Origin of the sequence: Tenacibaculum sp. E3R01, assembly GCF_003318185.1 — a bacterium.
Taxonomy (GTDB): Bacteria; Bacteroidota; Bacteroidia; order Flavobacteriales; family Flavobacteriaceae; genus Polaribacter; species Polaribacter halocynthiae.
The window spans coordinates 197,279-216,926 of record NZ_QOCC01000020.1; the positions used below are offsets into that span (position 1 = coordinate 197,279).

Below are 19,648 nucleotides of genomic sequence, written 5' to 3' on the forward strand. Positions count from 1 at the left end.
CTTCTATTGAATAGGGATATTTCTTTTAAAACCTGCATCAAAACAAATAAATGTATCTGTTCCAGCAACACCATTAATTAAATGAACTTGTTCGTATAAAACTTCACGTAAATGTTCATTGTCTCGTGCAAATATCAGAATAAAAATAGCATAATTTCCAGAAACATAATTGGATTCAACAATTTCATCAACTTTTTTAAGTTCTTCCATTACTGATTTAGCAAAGCGAGCTTCTCGTAATCTGATTCCTGTATATGATTTAGTTTTATAGCCTAATTTTTTTTCGTCAAGTAAAAATTCAGCATTTTTTATGACACAAGATTCTGTTAGTTTTTTTATTCGTTGATGTACTAATGAATTAGAAATTTTTAATTCTTCTGCTATTTGAGAAAAAGCTTTTCTAGCATCAGATTGTAAGTGAATTAGTATTTGTTTATCAATATAATCAAATTGATTATTCATATAGTAATTTTCAAGTTGTTAAAAATTAAATTTACTTTTACAGGTTGTTTAAAAGTCAATTTAATATAAAATGATTATTTAAAGTGTAAATTTACTTATAATTATATGTTTTTGAAAGAAATACGATTTATTTTTGCTTAAAATTTTAATAAAATATGTCATCAAAAAGTATAGTAGAAGAATGTCATACTGTTAAGGCATTTGTTTCTCCAGAATATATTCGTAGTCGTTTTTCAAAGGTTATGTCTGATATGTATAAGGATGAGGTTCCTCTTTATGGAGAACTATTGGATTTGGTTCATGATATTAATGAAAAAGTACTTTCAGATTCGAACGAGATTAAGGAGCAACTATCACGTACAGGAGAAGTGTCTAGATTAAATATGGAGCGACATGGAGCAATTCGTTTAGGGAAACCTGAAGAACTATTTACCATGAGACGTTTGTTTAAAGTAATGGGTATGTACCCTGTTGGGTATTATGATCTAGCAACGGCTGGAGTTCCTGTGCATGCTACTGCATTTAGAGCTATTGATAATACAGCTCTTAATCAGGCACCTTTTAGAGTTTTTACATCTTTATTGCGTTTAGATCTAATTGATGATGATCAGCTTCGAAGTAATGTTGAATCCATTCTTGAAAATCGTCAGATATTCACAGAAAAAGCATTAAAGTTTATAGATAAGTTTGAAAAAGAAGGAGGTTTAACTATAGAGGATACTGAAACTTTTGTTAGAGAAGCGTCGGAAACTTTCCGATGGCATGAATCAGCAACAGTAGATTATAATATGTACCAAACGCTGTTAAACCAACATAGGTTAATTGCTGATGTAGTTGCATTTAAAGGTCCGCATATAAATCATTTAACACCTAGAACTTTAGATATAGATACGGTGCAAGCTAGTATGGAGGCTCGGAATATTCCTGCAAAAGATACTATAGAAGGACCACCAGCAAGAAAATGCCCTATTTTATTACGCCAAACTAGTTTTAAAGCATTGACAGAAAAAGTGGCTTTTAAGAATAGTACAGGAAATGAAGAGATGGGGGAGCACAAAGCTCGTTTTGGAGAGATTGAACAGCGTGGTGTGGCGTTAACACAAAAAGGACAAGATTTATATAATGAATTACTAAGTAAGACACGTAGGGAGATAGGCGGATCACCAACAGCAGAAAACTCTACTGAATATAACAAATTACTGAAAGATAATTTTAAAGTTTTTCCTGATAATTATGATGAACTTCATTCTCAAGAATTAGCTTATTTTCACTATTTCATTACTGAAAAAGCGAATAGTTTACCAAAAGATAAATTGTATACAAAATTAGATGTTAATCAATTATTAGAGAAAGGATATTTGATTATTGAACCAATGGTTTACGAAGATTTTCTTCCAGTAAGTGCAGCAGGTATTTTTGCTTCTAATTTAGGAACAGATGATGCTAAACGTAAATATGAAGGAACTTCTAATCAATCGTTATTTGAAAAAGATTTAGGAGAGCCAGTTTACAGGTTGATGCAGTGGTATGAAGATATGCAAGAGGAAACTATTGAAAAATGCTTAGCACTAATAAATGCTTAAAGTATTATTGATTGATAAAAATTATACGTAATATCAAATTTAAATTTTGCTTTAAATAGCGTTAATGGGGAGAGTCTTCTATTGAGGTTTATAGGAAGCATTATATATGTTAAATAATCACATAGAAAAACAATTTTCTATGTGATTATTCTTTACCTAAAAAATAAGAGGTAATACTGAAATGATTATGTTATTATTTCAATGTTATTTTAACCAATAATCCTTTGTAACCAATTGCAAAAAATGATTTAGCGTTTATAGCATGTAAGTCATTCCATTCTGCAACTACATGTTTATGTGGTATTCTACTCCATGTTTTACCGTTATCTATTGAGATTGCTAGATATTCACCATTTGTTAGGTTGTTAGATTTATTTCTACCAGCTATAAGAATAGTGTTTTCAACCATAGCTACGTTGGTTAGTTTGTTATCAGAATTATAATCGATACTTTTCCATACTTTGGTATTAGAATTATATGAATGTATTGCTCCTTTTTCTGTGCTAGCATTTGTTTGTCCATTGTTACCTACTGCTATTAAAAAACCATTTTTAATAGCCATATCTGTAAATTTAACAGGCTCATTTATTGTATTTACATCCCAAAAATCATTGTTTTTTATAGAAATTTTACCATTATTCCAAGTACCACCGCTAAATATTAAGGCATTAGTTGGTGCAAAATAAGTTATAGAAGTTAAATGGTTCTTTTCAAGTAGTTGTTCGTAGTTATAATTTGGATTAGTATTTTCCTTTTCAAGATCAGTCCATGTTAAACCATTATCTATAGTTTTTAAAATAAAGCCATGAGCCTTAGCTCCCTTTTGCCCAACTATGTATGCTTCATTATTGCTCGTAAATTTAATTGAGCTCATGTAGTAGCCTTTAGCTTTAAGTCTAGAGTCTATATTCCAGGTAGTTCCTCCGTTACTTGAAGAAAGAATAGTTCCGTTGTCAGTAACACAAAAGACTTCATTGTTATTTTTTATAGAGATGCTGTTTATTGAAAAGTCAGAAGAAGAATATACTTTTTTCCAAGTAAGACCTCCATCAGTTGTTTTTAAAATTTCACTTTCTTTATTAGGGTATACACTCCCTGCTGCAATAAAACCGTTAAGAGCATCTGTAAATTCAATACAATTAAGAGTGAGTTTAGTTGGTGTTTTAATAGTTGTTAATTCAATAGAATTAGATAATGGAGGAGAAGTGTTTTGATCGGGGATAGGTGTGTTTTCAGAGCAATTAACTAATAAAGCTAATGCTAAAATTGAAAATAGTACTTTTAATAATTTCATAGATTGTTTTGTGTGTTTGTGAATGTATTAAGATTTAAAAATGTTTAATTAAAATGATTTATATAAAAAAGAGAAGAGAGAAAATGATTAAAATCAGTTCTTAAAAAGTAAGTAGCGTATACCATAATTTACCTAGTATTTTTAGGTAGATAAAAGTAAAGTTATAGCATTATTCAATATTAATATTAACGTTAAATATATTATAATATTTAAGTCTGTAAGTGCACCAATAAAGGGAAATATGATTAAATTTTTAATATTTGGCTATTTAATAGCTTTTAAATGAAAAAGGATGAGTTTAAGATTTACGTTTATAAAATAAAATACCTCATACTTTTTTGTATGAGGTATTTTATTTTTTTTAGTAAAAGACTAAAAAGATTTTCTCCAATAAGCACCAGTCCAGTCAATAGTTTTTATTTCTTCAGTGATATTATTAGTTTTCCTATAATCTATAACAGCTTTTTTACAGGCTTCTACAGCTCCCCAGTCGTCAATAATTATGAACCCTCCTTTTGAAAGTTTAGGATATAAATTAACTAACCCATCCATAGTAGATTCATACATATCTCCATCTAGTCTAATAATAGATAGCTTTTCAATTGGAGCAGTAGGTAGTGTGTCTTTAAACCAGCCTTTTAAAAATTTAACACTGTCATCTAATAAATCGTATTTCTGAAAATTATATTTTACAGTTTCTAAAGATATTGCTAGGTGGTCAGATTTAGCATCGTGTAAATCTCCTTTGTCCTCAGGGTATAAGGTTTCATTGGGAGGAGGTAATCCTTCGAAAGAATCAGCAACCCAAACATTTCTATCTTTGATTTTTAAATCATTTAAAAGAGCTTTCATAAAAATGGTAGCTCCACCTCTCCATACGCCTGTTTCAATAAAATCTCCAGGAATATTGTCCTTTATTATTTCATTAAAACAAAATTGAATATTTTCTAACCTTTTTAAACCAATCATTGTATCTGCATAAGAAGGTCAATCTCTACCTTCCTCTCTAGTTTCTGCATTACTTAATCTACATATGGCAATATCTCTTTTTCTAATAAACTTGTCAATCTTACGAATAATTTTAAGTTTCCAATTAAAGTTATTATCATCTAAAGGAATATATTAACCATAAGCTAAACGTTCTTTGTTTACAGTATCTAGTAATAAGTTTTTAAGGTGTTCTATTTATATAGGGTTATTTATTATCGCATTAATTTGTATGTCAAAAGAATGCTAATTTACTAGAATTAGGTTAATATTCAAATTTGAGAGAATTTAATTACATAATAATAAAGGGAATCAGTTTTTAATTTTATTACCTTTTTCTTTTTTCTTCATTCTTAAATTTAGAAATTTTAAACTCTTTGAGTTTTTTTATAAGACTAAATTAAAAACTATAGTATAATATCGTTTTTCCATTCATAAGATTCTGGGATATCAATATCGTCTATTAATTGGCGTATGTCAATCTCTATGCCTCTTGATAAGTCGCTTATAGGTACGTCATTAGGGCCGCCTTCAAAAGGGTTTTCAGAATTCTCTCCAATAGCTTCCATAGAATAAAATATCCAAGCTAATAGAGTACTGAACGGGATAGAAAACCACTCAAAATGTATGGCAATGAATTCTTGAATTTTATGCATGATAACTGTTTTAAATTCATGGTTTGCTAATGAAGCAAGAATTCTATCACCCAAAGCTTCAAATTCTTGCATCATTCCATAGGGTAAAAGAATGATAAAGATCCAAATAAAAATAAAGTTTAAAGTAGCAAATTGTCTAGGATAAGGAAAATTTTTAATACGTTCACTTTTTCCTTGAAGTGTATACAATTCAACCAATATTTTTTCAAGTTCCATATGACGAAAATCATCAATTAACCCTTCACTTTGTAATTCTTTTATACGTCTAGACTGAATTCCTAATAATTGAGATGCTTGATTTCCTTTAGCAAAAATCTCTTTATATTCATTATTAGAAATATATGGATTTATAGCTTTTTCAATGGGTATTGTTTGTTCTAAAACCACAAAGTTTTTTTCTCTAAACTCTTTATTCGATTTACTAGGTTTAATATGGTTTTCCCATGGTTTATGTTTTCTTAGTTGATAACGTAAAGCTGTTAACCAAGCGATATGACGATGCACTAATTCACGATGAATTTTTTTCAGATCACTATTAGAAACGTTATCGTTTTTTATGAAATCTTTTATCATGATAGTAAAAGATCGAGAAGTATTTACAATGCCTCCCCAAATTTTACGGGCCTCCCATAAACGATCATATGAAGCATTGTTTTTAAAACTAACAATAAAAGAAACTGCTGTACCTAATACACCTAAAGGAAGCCATGGTATGTAAAGCCATTTCCATCGCAAAATGTCAAATAAAAAAACAGGAATAGTACTTAAAAGTAAAAATACATAAGTATACCTCCTTGTCCATTTTAGCATTCCCTTTAAGGGATACGTTTTTTTTATGTACATGATTTTTTAAATTAATTGATAACTAAAATATGAAAAAGCATACAGAAACTCTTTAGTGATAAAAGTTTTCTTAAAAAATCGTTAAAAACTATAGTAGGATTTGTTAAAATCTAAGAATGAGTATCTTTATGGTTTAATCAAATTTAAACTAATGAAAAAATTACTCCTATGCTTATTTTTTATAAGTATACATATAAAAGCACAAGAAATAGATTTATCCTACTATTTGCCTAAAGATGTTTCTTATAATAAAAATATACCAACGCCTAAATCTGTTATAGGACATGAAGTAGGAGAATGGCATATAACGCATGATAAGTTAGTGGAGTATATGAAGGCTTTGGCAAAAGCATCAGATAGAATTAGTATAGAAGATAGAGGAAATACTTATGAAGGACGACCATTATTATTACTAAAAATAACATCACCAAAAAATCATAGTAATATAGAAGAGATTAGATTAAAGCATATTCAAGCAACCGATGATAAAACAGTAAATGTTACTAATTTACCAATTGTAGTATATCAAGGATTCTCTATACATGGTAATGAGGCAAGTGGGTCTAATGCATCATTAGCTGCGGCCTATTATTTAGCCGCTGCTGAGGGGAATAAGATAAATGAACTATTAAATAATACGATAATATTATTTGATCCATCATTAAATCCTGATGGATTACAACGTTTTGCTTATTGGGCCAACACAAATAAAGCTAATAACATTAATCCTGATCCAAATGATAGAGAATATCATGAAGTGTGGCCAGGAGGAAGAACGAATCATTATTGGTTCGATATGAATCGTGATTGGTTGCCTGTACAATTACCTGAAAGTAAAGTGAGAATTAAAACATTTCACGAGTGGTTGCCAAATATTTTAACCGATCATCATGAAATGGGAACTAATTCTACTTTTTTCTTTCAACCTGGAATACCTGAAAGAACAAATCCTTTAACTCCCCAGTTAAATCAAGAGTTAACTAAAGAAATAGGTACTTACCATGCAAAAGCATTTGATAAAATTGGATCATTATATTACTCTGAAGAAGATTTTGATGATTTTTATTACGGAAAAGGTTCTACATTTCCAGACATAAATGGAAGTATCGGTATTTTATTTGAGCAAGGTAGTTCAAGAGGGCATGCACAAGAAAGTGATAATGGAGTTTTAACCTTTCCGTTTACAATTAGAAATCAATTTACAGCTACTTTATCAACATTAGAAGCTGCAAAAAGTATGCGCGTAAAGATTTTGAAATACCAACAAGATTTTTATGAAAAAGCTAGGAACGAAAAACAAAATAAAGCACTTGTTTTTGGAGATGAAAAAGATGCTGGAAAAGTGTATCATTTAGCTGAAGTGTTAAAAAGACATCATATAAATATACATGAGTTAAAATCAGACATAACTAGTGAAGGGAAAAAATTTAAAAAAGGGTTTAGTTATGTAGTTCCAATGAATCAAAAGAATAAAAGGTTAATAGAAGCAATGTTTGATGTGCGTAAAACATTTAAAGATAGCTTATTTTATGATGTTTCTGCTTGGACATTTAATCATGCTTTTGGGGTTGATATGATTAAAAATCAATCGCTTTCAGTAGCTGGGAAGAAAATTGAAAATTTGCAGAAGAATAAAGGAAGTGTTACAGTAAAAAGTAGCGTTGGTTACTTAATGCCTTGGAATGAATACTATGCTCCTAAAGCTTTGAATGCAATTTTAGATAAAGGAATTAGAGCTAAAGTAGGAATGAAAAAGTTTAATAATGATGGTATAGCCTACGATTACGGAACTATTTTTATACCAGTACAAAATCAAAAACTTAATAATAATCAATTATTTAATTTTTTAGGAGAAGTAGCTGAAAAAAGTAATGTAAAAATTAAAGGAGTTACAACTGGATTAAATAATGGAGCTGATTTAGGAAGTAGAAATTTTAGAGCAATTAAAAAGCCTAAAGTGGCTATGCTTGTAGGAAAAGGAATTACTAGTTATGATGCAGGTGAAATATGGCATTTATTTGACCAACGATTTAATATTAAGTTAACTAAATTAGATACTGACTATATAGAAAGAGTAGATTTAAGTAAATATACAACCTTAATACTACCAAATAGTTATTCTTTAAATGGAGCTATAATTAATAAAATAAAAACTTGGGTTCGTAATGGAGGTGTTTTAGTTGGGTATAGAAATGCTGTAAAATTATTAGCTAATCAGAAACTTATTAAAGTAGAATTTAATAAGCCAAAAATAGATGTAGTAAATAATGTGTCATTTGAAAACAGAAGATTACAATCAGGTGCTCAGGTAATTGGAGGGGCTATTTTTGAAGCTGATATAGATAAATCACATCCTATAAATTTTGGATATAAAAATCAAAAAATAGCATTGTTTAGAAATACAAAGTTATTCTTAAAGGCTGATAAAAAAAGTTATAATAATCCAATTCAATACACTAAAAAACCTTTATTAAGTGGTTATATTTCAAAAGAAAATTTGAAGGAATTGAAAAATTCAGTGCCTTTTAAAGTTCAAAGATTTGGTAGTGGGAAAGTAATTGTTTTTACTGATAATACTAACTTTAGAGGTTTTTGGTTCGGAACCAATAAACTATTAATGAATGCTGTTTTCTTTGGGATAATAATGTAGTCATAGTTAAATAAAGTTAATAAGGTAGGGTGAATAAAAAGTTATATGTTTAACTGTAAAATTGATTGTAGTACTATAAAAGGTGTTACAGATACAATTAATAATTAAATATATGAAGTTAGTTAGTTTTTTACATAAGTTAACATTTGTAATCTTTTGTATATTGTTTTTATCATGTAGTAAAAGCAATGATTTACCTGAAGAAAATGAGTATGAAGTTACATATGAAGTTATCGTAAAAAGTAAAAGTGAGAATAATGTAAAAATTGAATTCCGAAATGTAAATGGAGAATTAGAGTATACTTCTAAAGGAATTATGGCCTATGAAAACTTTTCTATGCAAGAAAAATTTAATGTTAAAAGAGGTTTTGAAACTTTTTTAAAAGTAAAAGATAGTGTTTTTGGAGAAGGAGAGATTCAAATTAGAGTAATGATTAAAAAGTTACAAAATATTGTTTTTGAAGATATAAGGGTACATAATAGAAATGGGTATGGTTATGATTTATGCATAACAAAAAAAGCACAGTAATTTAGATTAAAATATAAAAAGCAATGAATTAAATATTTAATTCATTGCTCTTTTGTGTAACAAAATTTAATAAAAGACGTCTTTATAATAAAGAATTAGATTAACTATGAGTTTATTAAGAGTCTTACTGGCAATATTTTTTCCGCCTTTGTCAGTACTAGGAAAAGGATGTGGTTCTGTTGTTATTGTATTTTTACTAACCCTTTGTGGTTGGGTTCCTGGCGTAATTGGAGCATTGGTAATTTTGAACAACCCGAATTAATTAAAAATAAAAAAGGCGCTAATTAGCGCCTTTTTTATTTTTAATTTAAAACTTCATGAATCACTTTACCTGTATTTCCATTCGGAAATTCTATCTGTAATAAATTAGATAGAGTAGGTGCAATATCTATAATTTCATATTTTCTTTTTGAACTACCCTGTTTAATCCCTTTTCCGTAAAAAATAATAGGTACGTGAGTATCATATGAATATCCCGACCCATGAGTAGTTCCTTTTTTAGGATATACAATAGTTGAAGGGTTTGGTACTAATAATACATCACCTGAATATTTTTGATTATACCCATTTTGTAAAGAATTTAAAATCCCATTAGTAAAATTAGTATTCTGCATAGTTTTAGCAGTTACAGCTTTATAAATCCCTTTATAATTTATAGCTTCATTTGCTATTGTCTGAGCTACTTTTTCATAATCTAATTTTAGTTCATTGATTTTTTCTTTATTTAAGAAAATTTGAAAATTTGAAATATTTTCAATTAACTCATCAGACTTAAAATAGTTGTTAGTTACTTTCTTTAGAAAATTTAAAAATTTAACAGGTTTTATGTAGCCTGCAGGAATTTTTACAGATTTTAAATAAGAAGGAACTTCTGTTGCAGCATGATCAGCAGTTAAAAAAAGAGTGTAATTCCCTTTTCCTACCTCAGTATCTAAAAATTTAAATAAACTTGCTAAGTCTTTATCCAAACGTAAATAAGTGTCTTCTATTTCTTTTGAAGCAACGCCAAATTGATGGCCAACATAATCGGTTGAAGAATAACTAACTGCTAAGAAATTTGTATAATTAGATTTTCCTAAATTTTCTCCAATAATTGCAGCTTTAGCAAAATCTGTAGTAAAAGAGTTTCCCGCAGGAATTGCTTTTAAAATACTATAATTATTGTTCTTAGCTCTTAAGTTAGGAATGTCATGAGGAAAAACAGGTTTATCTTCACCTTTAAAAGTAGCTTCAAAGTTATTATCGTCAGCTATACTTTCAGTGTAGGTTTTAATATCATATAGCGTATTCCATGGCTTACTTAAATACTCATCAGCTTTTTTTAAATTATTAAAACGTTTTACCCATTTAGGTAAATTATCCATGTAAAAAGAAGAAGATATCCATTGTCCATTTTTACCACCATCAAACCAATAAGCAGCATTAGCTGTATGACCAGCAGGTAAAATAGCTGAACGATCTTTAATTGCTATACCAATGGTTTTTCCATTCATGTTTTGAGCTAAACGTAATTGATCTGTAATAGTAGAAGTGACCATTCTGTATGGAGATTTTTCTCCGTCCATACCATTGTTACCAACTGTTTTATAATTCTTGTCAGTAACACAATAAATAGATTTTTTTAAATATTTATCATACCAGTGGTTACCAATAATACCATGATTTATAGGAGTAGTACCTGTGTAAATAGAAGTATGTCCTACGGCAGTATAAGTAGGAATGTAGTTATAATGAGCATTTTCAAGTGAAAACCCTTCACGTAATAAGCGTTTAAAACCATCATTACCATATTTTTTTGAAAATCGGATAAGGTAATCATACCTCATTTGATCAATAACAACACCAACTACAAGTTTTGGTTTTTTATCATTTTTTTTTGTTGCTGGTTTAAAGGCCATTATAGTCAATAAAAAAGCAAATAAGAGAATAAGATTTTTTTTCATTTTAAAAAATAATTATGAAGAACCAAAGGTAATTAAAAAAGAAAGCTTAAGCATATAAGTAGGGATAGAGTTAATGGTTTTTTATACTTTAGCAAAAGAAAAATTAATATCAATTAATGAATTATATAGAGCATGTAGGAAAGTATTTTATAATGCTAAAACAAGTTTTTAAAAGACCTCAAAGAGCTAGAGTATTTAAAGAAGCTTTATTTAGAGAGATAGAAGAACTTGGGCATAAATCAATTGGGATTATAGCGTTTATTTCATTTTTTATAGGAGGAGTTATAGCATTACAAACAGCATTAAATTTAGAAAACCCATTTATACCAAAGAGTTTAATTGGTTTTGCGGCAAAAAGATCGGTGATTTTAGAATTTGCACCTACATTTTGTTCTATCATTTTAGCTGGAAAAGTAGGTTCATATATAACTTCTAGTATAGGAACTATGAGAGTGACAGAGCAAATAGATGCGCTTGAAGTAATGGGAATAAATTCCCTTAACTATTTAGTACTGCCTAAAATTATAGCAACTGTATTTTTTTACCCTTTTCTTATAGTGTTAGGAATGTTTTTAGGCATTTTCGGTGGATGGGTAACAGGAGTTTTATCAGGATTATTCTCTGGAGCAGATTTTATTGAGGGAATACAAATGGAATTTGACCCTTTTTTAATAACGTACGCTTTAATAAAAACAGTGATTTTTGCTTTTTTAATAGCTACAATACCTTCATATCAGGGGTATTTTGTTAAAGGAGGTTCACTAGAGGTAGGAAAAGCAAGTACACAATCAGTAGTTTGGACTATAGTTGTTATAGTAATAGCTAATTATTTTTTAACTCAAATGCTATTGACTTAATATGATAGAAGTAAAAGATTTACATAAAGGATTTAAGGAAGTTAAAGTTTTAAAAGGTATTTCAGCAACTTTTCATCCTGGAGAAACAAGTTTGATTATTGGACAAAGTGGATCAGGAAAAACGGTGTTTTTAAAGTCGCTTGTAGGTTTACATACACCTGAAAAAGGAAGTATTTTATATGATGGTAGAATAAATACAGAAATGACCATTGAAGATAAAAGGCAATTTCGACAAGAAGTAGGAATGGTTTTTCAAGGGAGTGCTTTGTTCGATTCACAAACTGTAGAAGAAAATATAATGTTTCCTTTAAAAATGTTTACAAAGCAACCTGATTCAGAAATGTTAGATAGGGTAAATTTCGTACTTAAAAGGGTTGATCTAGAAAACTCAAATAAAAAATTCCCTGCTGAGTTATCTGGAGGAATGCAAAAAAGGGTTGCTATTGCGAGAGCAATTGTTATGAACCCTAAATATTTGTTTTGCGATGAACCTAATTCAGGTTTAGATCCTAAAACGGCTATTGTAATTGATAATCTTATTCAAGAGATTACAGATGAATATATGATAACAACAGTTATTAATACGCATGATATGAATTCGGTTATGGAGATTGGTGAAAAGATAGTTTTTCTTAAAGATGGAAGAAAAGCATGGGAAGGAACCAGTAAAGAAATATTTAAAACAGATAATGAAGCTGTAGTAAACTTCGTGTATTCGTCTGAGTTATTCAAAAAAGTAAGGAAAGCTTATTTAAATGATTTGTAGGTAACTCCTTCTTCTTTAGGTTTATGTGAATTTGTTTTGTTTTTTATTAAAAATAAACAGTAAAAAAACTTGCAGAACAAATAGAAGGTTGTATATTTGCATCCGCAAACACGGAAAAGTGAAAAGCAAAAATGACCTGGTAGCTCAGTTGGTAGAGCATCTCCCTTTTAAGGAGAGGGTCCTGGGTTCGAGCCCCAGCCCGGTCACAAAAGCTTCTTGTTTATAAACGAGAAGCTTTTTTTATGAGGGGAGATTCCAGAGCGGCCAAATGGGACGGACTGTAACTCCGTTGTCTTACGACTTCGCAGGTTCGAATCCTGCTCTCCCCACAAACCTCAATCGGTATGATTGAGGTTTTTTTTGTTTGTCAAAAAATTATCGAATGGCTTTTAATATTTCTTAATGTTTGATTATAAGTGTTTTATTTTTGATGTTATCTAGTATCGTAAGAAGGTATTTTCCTAGTTGTTTTTTTTTGGAAATAATTGATAAAAAAAAGTTTGTATAATTAATAAAACATTCTATATTTGCACCCGCAATCGCAGACATGCAAATGCGGAATAATGACCTGGTAGCTCAGTTGGTAGAGCATCTCCCTTTTAAGGAGAGGGTCCTGGGTTCGAGCCCCAGCCCGGTCACAAAACTTTCTTATATAGGAGTGTTTTTTTTACATGAGGGGAGATTCCAGAGCGGCCAAATGGGACGGACTGTAACTCCGTTGTCTTACGACTTCGCAGGTTCGAATCCTGCTCTCCCCACAAACCTCAATCATATCGATTGAGGTTTTTTTTGTTAATTATTTTAATAATAAAAACCCCTTAGATTTTAAAATCTAAAGGGGCTAAGCATTTAATTAATTATAACAATAAACTAGAAATACTATTCTCTAGATTTTATAAACGATTTCGAGTATTTAATATTTTTATCAAACACTTTAATAAAGTATACTCCTGTTTTTAAATTTCCAATATTGATTGATGGAGAAAATGAATTTTCATCAACAGTTTTTCCATTAGCATCAATAATTTTATAATGTGCGTTTTTAAGAACCTTATCAGTTCTAATGTTTAAAGTTTTACTAGTTGGGTTTGGGTACAGTTGTAAATCTATTAAAACGCTATTGCTTGCTGTATTTTTGTTGCTTTTACGAGCTGAAGTTTGAACTATGTTAACAGTATAGTCTTCAACTTCACCATCATCAAAAGATTCGCAAGGAGTTTGAGTGTATTTATATTTCATAGAAACTCGCATTCTAGTTGATCCAAGTTTTACATCACCAGGTACTTTAATACCAGTAACTATATTTGTGTTACTTGTAGTAGATGTATTTACAACTCTTTCGTTGTCTTCAAAACTTCCGTTTTGATTATAATCTATCCAAACACTAAAATACTCCTTGTATGAGCTTCCGCTAAAAGCAGCACTAATAGTTAGGTCATTTGTGCTTCCAGCTGTAATAGTTGCAACTTGATTAGTGAAATCTGCATACCCACCATTTGCACCAGTAGTATTTGTTAAGTCTCCAAAAGAAACAAGATCTATCCATTCGTATTTTATTCGGTTACCTTTTGATTCACAATAGCTTTTGTTTTTTCCTACAGTAATTGTAAAAATTTGTGTTGTAGTATTAGTACCGTCTGTAGCTTCTAATGTAATTTTAGCTTCTCCTGAGTTTGCATTTGAAGGAGTTCCTTCTAATGTATACACATTGTTTTTTAATGTAAGATTCAACCAAGAAGGAGCATTTTTTAAAGATATTTTAATGATGTCTTTCTTATTTTCATCGATGGTGGTAATTTCATACTGATATGGTTTATCAATATCAATGAATGTAATTGGTTCAGATTTAAATACTGGAGCAAGGTTTGTTGGGTATAAATTAACCATAACTGCATTATTATCTATCCAGTTGTATTTGCCTCCATGTGTAACCATTTCTGTTAAGTAAAAATAACCGTTACTTCTACCAGCCCATCCCCAGTTAATATGAAAAAAATCACCTTGATCAGTTGTGTCGTATCCATCTAAAGCAAATAAATGTCCAGCTCCACCAGCATTAGGATCTTGAAGGTTTTTGCTTCTACCTGAATATAAAACTGGTCTTTTTTCGTTAAGTTGTTCTTTTATCAGAGTATTCCATTCTTGGTCAGAATAACGATATCTATATACCATTGAAGCTCCACTATTGTACTTGAAGTTTCTTTTCAAAGCACTTAAAGCATTTGAAGTATATGCACCCGAACCTCCGTTAGCAGATGTTCCATAATTCATTTTAACTGCAACTCCAGCATGATATGATAACTTAGCGTTTTCATTATCTGCTCTAGTTTTAGACATGTTACTCCAATCGTAAGTTTGCTCTTCAAAGTTTACACTTAAATTACCATATTTTCTATGGTTATAAGATGTTTGCCCTCTTCCTGTGCTTGGAAACTCCCAATACCTCATTACTTGAGACATAGCGGTAGCAACACAACCAACTATGGCTTGTCCGTCGTTGTCACTTGGACAAAATCTTTCAAAACCACTAGATTGTGTGTATAAAATATCATCCATAAAAGGAGCAATGGTTGTAGTTCTTTTTTGGCTTTTATTTTTAGATGGATTTAATATTTTATTCCATGCAGATTTAGTAACTTTTTTTCTATTTACTTTTTGTGCTTTGGCACTTTCGTAAACAAAAGATTTATATGCATTTAGTAAATCTTTCATTTGTGGTGTATTCAAAGATGTATCAAATGTTCCTTTATCTGAATAGCCTAAAATAGGTTTAGTAGCATCATCAGCAGAAACAATAACAAATCCACCACTATTAAAGTTTATTAAGTAATACACTAAGCTATTTTCATAATACACTTCCTTAATTGAAGCTACATTTTCTTGTGCTGATTTAGCGTTTTTTTGTTGGTTTTTGTTAATCCATTTATTGGCAACAAGTAGTGCTGTCTTTTTATTAATAGGATCAGCAAAAGCACTCTTAAAGCAAAAGAGTAGCACCATAGTAAACAATGTAATTTTTTTAATCATTATATATTATTTTTAATTGTCAGGCAAAATAAGATGATGAAAGACTGTTATGAAATAAGGGTTTTTCCCATTTAAAGAATAGGGTTTATGTGTAGGTGTGGTAAGGGTTTATGGGTAGGGGTAATTGAATATTGCAAAATAGTATTCTAGTTATTGGATATGTGTTAAAAAAAATGATAGTAAATTACTGTTTTACTATTTTTTGTTTAAGCAAGTTCCGAGGTGAATTTTTTTAAAAAAGAATATTTTCAAAGATCTTGGTTATAAGGAGAGAAATTGTAGTACCATTTTTATTGGTTGAATGATTTTTTATGGGCTTTATATGTAGTTAACAACTTAATAATGTTTAATGTTTTTTTAAAATAGATAAACAATATGTATATTTGCATACATTAAACATTTACACATGAAGAAGTTTTTAGTATTTATTGCAATTTTTCAATTAGTTATTATTCAGGCTCAAGACTTAGGTGTTATAAAGGGTAAAGTAATAGATTCTAAAACGAGGGAGTTAATTCCTTTTGTAAATGTTGTAATAGCTGGAACTCAAAAAGGAGGAACAACAAACGAATCTGGAGAGTTTATTATAAAAGAATCACCGTTGGGGTATCAACAAGTTCAGGTTTCATTTGTTGGTTACAAAACAGTAGTTTCTGAAGATTATTTAGTTACCAAAGAGAAAATACCATACATAGTTATTGAAATGATTGAAGACGCTACACAGTTGGCTGAGGTAGAAGTTAAAACTAAGTTATTTAAAAAAACATTAGAAAGTCCACTATCATTACAATCATTAGGGGTAGCAGAAATTGAAAAAAATCCTGGAGGAAATAGAGATGTGTTACGAGTAATACAATCTTTTCCAGGTGTAGCTTCTAATCCAGGATTTAGAAATGATATAATAATTAGAGGTGGAGCAACTTCTGAAAACAAATTTTATGTTGATGGAATAGAAGTTCCCGTTATAAATCACTTTCAAACTCAAGGAGCAACTGGTGGTCCAGTTGGTATAATGAATACTGATTTAATAAGGAAGGTAGATTTTTATTCAAGTGCATTTCCTGCTAACAGAGGGAATACGTTAAGTTCTATTATTGAATTTACACAAAAAACAGGAAATCCAAATGAGTTAAATGCAAGAGCAAGTTTAGGTACTTCAGATGCAGGAATTACGTTAGACGGCCCTTTAGGAGAAAATACAACGTTTATAGTTTCATTGCGTCAATCATATTTACAGTTTTTATTCAAATTGATTAAACTTCCGTTTTTACCAACCTATAATGACTTTCAATTTAATATAAAAACTAAGCTAAATGATAATAGTGAGTTAGCTATAATAGGTTTAGGAGCAATTGATGATTTTAAAATAAACACAGAGGTAAACGATGGTGTTACAGATGTTGAAACGTTAAAAAGAAATAAAGTTATTTTAAATACTGTTCCAGTAAATAGTCAATGGAATTATACGGTTGGTGTTAATTATAAAAGATTTGGTGAAAATTCAACACAACAATTTGTATTCAGTAGAAATGAATGGAAAAATAAAGCAGTCAAGTATTTTTTGAATGACGAACAAGAAAGACCAGAAAATCTATTATTAGATTATAATTCTAAAGAAATAGAAAATAAGTTTCGTTTCGAAAATACGGTAAAGAAAGATAACTACTCTTTTAATATAGGAGCGAATTTAGAGTTAGCGAATTATTCGAACAATACATTTCAAAAAATAGTAAACACACAAAATGTTGCAGAAAAAAAATTCTCATCAAGTGTTGATTTCTTCAAATATGGAATTTTTGGCCAGTTTTCTAAATCTTTTTTTAATAATAAACTTGGAATTTCTCTTGGTTTTAGATTTGATGGTATAGATTATAATTCTGAAATGAAAAATTTACTGAATCAATTTTCACCAAGAATAGCTGCAACGTATAACTTTAATGAAAAATGGTCATGGAACTCTTCTTTAGGTATTTATAATCAATTACCATCCTACACGGTACTAGGTTTTAGGAATCAAGCGAATGAATTAGTAAATAAGAGAGGGTTAAAATATATTGAATCTCAACATGCAGTAACTGGTATTGAGTTTAGGCCAAATACAACCTCAAAATTAACCTTTGAAGGTTTTTATAAGAGGTACTCAGATTACCCTTTCTCGGTTAGAGACCAAATAAGTTTAGCCAATCTTGGAGCAGATTTTGGAGTAGTTGGTAACGAAGAAGTAGTTTCTAACTCTAAAGGTAGAGCTTACGGATTTGAAATTTTAGCTCAAAAAAAATCATATAAAGGACTATATGGTATCGCTGCTTATACTTTTGTAAGGAGTGAGTTTAAAAATAATTTAGGAAGATATATTCCGTCAACTTGGGATAATAAACATTTATTAACGATTACAGCAGGAAAGAAGTTGGCTAAGAATTGGGAAGTAGGAACCAAGTTTAGGTTAGTTGGGGGAAGACCATATACTCCTTATGATTATAATAAATCTGCTGTTAAAGCGAATTATGATGTTAGTAATGGAGGTATTTTAGATTTTTCACGTTTAAATGAAGAGCGTTATGCTACTTATACACAGTTAGATATTCGTGTTGATAAGACTTGGTATTTAAAAAGATATTCTATCAATTTATACATGGATGTACAAAATGTATATGCTAGTTCTTCAGACAGACAACCTTTTTTACTACCTCAGGAAGATGGAAATGGTCAGCGATTAACAGATCCAAGTGATTCTTCAAGATACTTATTAGAAGAAGTAGAAAGTTCATCAGGAAGAGCTATTCCAAGAATAGGTGTTATTGTAGATTTTTAATTTTTAAATATATTATTGTTTTAATTATTACAGTTCTTTTTAGAAAAACATTAAATTGCCAAACAAACCAACTAAAAAGAATTTTTTAAAATGAAAAAATTATTAATTGGAGCTTCTTTTTGCTTGCTAGCTATTAGCTCTATTACAGCTCAAAAGTATCAATTCACAACAGTGAAAGATATTGAAAATACAGAAGTAAAAAGTCAAGGTAGAACTGGAACTTGTTGGAGTTTTTCTACTACTTCATTTTTAGAATCAGAAATTATAAGATTAACAGGTAAGCAAATCGATTTATCTGAAATGTATACTGTTCGTAATACCTATTCAGCAAAAGCAGTTAATTATCTATATCGTCAGGGTAAGGCTCAATTTAGTGAGGGAGGTTTAGCTCATGATGTTATTAATTCGGTTGCAGATAAAGGATTAGTGCCTGAACAAACATTTACAGGTTTAGATTTAGGACAAGATAAGCATAACCATGCAGAGTTAATTGCTGTGCTTAAAAGTATGTTAGATGCATATATTAAAAATCCAGCAAGAAAATTAAGTCCTAGGTGGAAGCAAGCTGTTGAAGGAGTTTTAAATGTTTACTTAGGGAAAAATAAGGAAGAATTTTCTTTTGAAGGGAAAAATTATACTCCTAAAACGTTTGCAGAGTATGTAAAAATAGATCCAGCAAATTATGTTACTTTGAGTTCTTTTGAACATGCTAAAAAATATGATAAATTTATATTAAATATTCCTGATAACTTTTCAAATGGAGCGTTTTATAATGTCTCTCTAAATGAATTAGTGTCTGTAACTGAAGAAGCTATCAAAAATGGTTATACAGTTGCTTTAGATTGTGATGTTTCTGAAAAAACATTTTCGTCTAAAGCGGGTGTTGCTGTTGTACCAGCTATAAGTGGAGAGAGCAAAAAGGCATTGAAAGAAATAGTTGAGGAAAAAAATATAACAGCTTCATATCGTCAGTCTGAGTTTGAAAATTTTAATACTACAGACGATCACTTAATGCATATTGTAGGTATTGTAAAAGATCAAAAAGGAAATACCTATTTTAAAGTTAAAAACTCTTGGGGAAATAAACAAGGAAATCAAGGGTATGTATATATGTCAATCTCTTATTTTAAATTGAAAACAATTTCAGTTTTATTACATAAAGATGGAATTTCATCTAGTTTGAAAAATAAATTAAATATAAAATAAATTCTTATTTATTTTAATAGTAAACGCACCTTA

Annotated in this window: 13 protein-coding genes, 4 tRNA genes and 1 pseudogene; 12 read left to right on the plus strand and 6 right to left on the minus strand. The window is 29.7% G+C overall.

The genetic code is table 11. The features are described 5' to 3' along the window. Positions 1 to 3: 3 nt before the first annotated feature. Positions 4 to 462 carry an Lrp/AsnC family transcriptional regulator gene (locus DS884_RS10020; protein ID WP_113786640.1) on the minus strand — a complete coding sequence of 153 codons (459 nt, stop codon included), beginning with the start codon at positions 460 to 462 and terminating at the stop codon, positions 4 to 6. Positions 463 to 617: 155 nt separating this feature from the next. Here DS884_RS10020 and DS884_RS10025 point away from each other — a divergent pair, with 155 nt between their 5' ends. Continuing rightward, positions 618 to 2,045 (plus strand): VOC family protein, encoded by a 1,428-nt coding sequence (locus tag DS884_RS10025; protein ID WP_113786641.1) that lies wholly within the window; start codon positions 618 to 620, stop codon positions 2,043 to 2,045. A gap of 193 nt (positions 2,046 to 2,238) precedes the next feature. Here the strand turns inward: DS884_RS10025 and DS884_RS10030 are convergent, their stop codons facing one another. The 3 genes and pseudogenes from DS884_RS10030 to DS884_RS10040 all read right to left on the minus strand — a co-directional run bounded on the left by DS884_RS10030 (position 2,239) and on the right by DS884_RS10040 (position 5,825). Then, positions 2,239 to 3,339 (minus strand): WD40/YVTN/BNR-like repeat-containing protein, encoded by a 1,101-nt coding sequence (locus tag DS884_RS10030; protein ID WP_113786642.1) that lies wholly within the window; start codon positions 3,337 to 3,339, stop codon positions 2,239 to 2,241. A gap of 372 nt (positions 3,340 to 3,711) precedes the next feature. Further along, positions 3,712 to 4,326 (minus strand): annotated as a pseudogene (locus tag DS884_RS10035) (TylF/MycF/NovP-related O-methyltransferase); the annotation flags it as partial. 407 nt (positions 4,327 to 4,733) lie between these two features. Beyond that, positions 4,734 to 5,825, minus strand: coding sequence for a bestrophin family protein (locus tag DS884_RS10040; protein WP_113786644.1), 1,092 nt, complete (start codon positions 5,823 to 5,825; stop codon positions 4,734 to 4,736). A gap of 151 nt (positions 5,826 to 5,976) precedes the next feature. Here DS884_RS10040 and DS884_RS10045 point away from each other — a divergent pair, with 151 nt between their 5' ends. The 3 genes from DS884_RS10045 (at position 5,977) to DS884_RS10055 (ending at position 9,266) form a co-directional block, all read left to right on the plus strand. Further along, complete coding sequence (locus tag DS884_RS10045) at positions 5,977 to 8,475, plus strand: M14 family metallopeptidase (protein WP_199488201.1); 2,499 nt, start codon at positions 5,977 to 5,979, stop codon at positions 8,473 to 8,475. 112 nt (positions 8,476 to 8,587) lie between these two features. Next, positions 8,588 to 9,004 (plus strand): hypothetical protein, encoded by a 417-nt coding sequence (locus DS884_RS10050; protein WP_093868869.1) that lies wholly within the window; start codon positions 8,588 to 8,590, stop codon positions 9,002 to 9,004. 106 nt (positions 9,005 to 9,110) lie between these two features. After that, a complete protein-coding gene (locus tag DS884_RS10055) occupies positions 9,111 to 9,266 on the plus strand; it encodes a YqaE/Pmp3 family membrane protein (protein ID WP_113786645.1) in 156 nt (51 codons plus the stop codon). 40 nt (positions 9,267 to 9,306) lie between these two features. On the opposite strand, the gene pafA is transcribed toward DS884_RS10055, so the two are convergent. Beyond that, positions 9,307 to 10,947: an alkaline phosphatase PafA gene (gene pafA / locus DS884_RS10060; RefSeq protein WP_113786646.1), complete on the minus strand. Its 1,641-nt coding sequence runs from the start codon at positions 10,945 to 10,947 to the stop codon at positions 9,307 to 9,309. Positions 10,948 to 11,063: 116 nt separating this feature from the next. Between pafA and DS884_RS10065 the strand changes: the two genes are divergently transcribed. The 6 genes from DS884_RS10065 (at position 11,064) to DS884_RS10090 (ending at position 13,328) form a co-directional block, all read left to right on the plus strand. Then, positions 11,064 to 11,804 carry an MlaE family ABC transporter permease gene (locus DS884_RS10065; RefSeq protein ID WP_093868866.1) on the plus strand — a complete coding sequence of 247 codons (741 nt, stop codon included), beginning with the start codon at positions 11,064 to 11,066 and terminating at the stop codon, positions 11,802 to 11,804. A gap of 1 nt (position 11,805) precedes the next feature. Next, positions 11,806 to 12,570 carry an ABC transporter ATP-binding protein gene (locus DS884_RS10070; protein WP_093868865.1) on the plus strand — a complete coding sequence of 255 codons (765 nt, stop codon included), beginning with the start codon at positions 11,806 to 11,808 and terminating at the stop codon, positions 12,568 to 12,570. Between the two features lie 133 nt (positions 12,571 to 12,703). Beyond that, positions 12,704 to 12,776 (plus strand) — tRNA-Lys (locus DS884_RS10075). Between the two features lie 40 nt (positions 12,777 to 12,816). After that, a tRNA-Tyr gene (locus DS884_RS10080) sits at positions 12,817 to 12,899 on the plus strand. 236 nt (positions 12,900 to 13,135) lie between these two features. Then, positions 13,136 to 13,208 (plus strand) — tRNA-Lys (locus DS884_RS10085). A gap of 37 nt (positions 13,209 to 13,245) precedes the next feature. After that, positions 13,246 to 13,328, plus strand: a tRNA-Tyr gene (locus DS884_RS10090). A 121-nt stretch (positions 13,329 to 13,449) separates the two neighbouring features. On the opposite strand, the gene DS884_RS10095 is transcribed toward DS884_RS10090, so the two are convergent. After that, positions 13,450 to 15,597: a C10 family peptidase gene (locus tag DS884_RS10095; protein WP_113786647.1), complete on the minus strand. Its 2,148-nt coding sequence runs from the start codon at positions 15,595 to 15,597 to the stop codon at positions 13,450 to 13,452. Between the two features lie 406 nt (positions 15,598 to 16,003). Between DS884_RS10095 and DS884_RS10100 the strand changes: the two genes are divergently transcribed. Together DS884_RS10100 and DS884_RS10105 are read left to right on the plus strand one after the other, a co-directional pair. Beyond that, positions 16,004 to 18,409: a TonB-dependent receptor gene (locus DS884_RS10100; protein WP_113786648.1), complete on the plus strand. Its 2,406-nt coding sequence runs from the start codon at positions 16,004 to 16,006 to the stop codon at positions 18,407 to 18,409. Between the two features lie 90 nt (positions 18,410 to 18,499). After that, the gene (locus DS884_RS10105; RefSeq protein WP_113786649.1) at positions 18,500 to 19,615 is read left to right on the plus strand and encodes a C1 family peptidase; all 1,116 of its coding nucleotides are present in this window, start codon (positions 18,500 to 18,502) and stop codon (positions 19,613 to 19,615) included. The last annotated feature ends 33 nt before the right edge of the window (positions 19,616 to 19,648 follow it).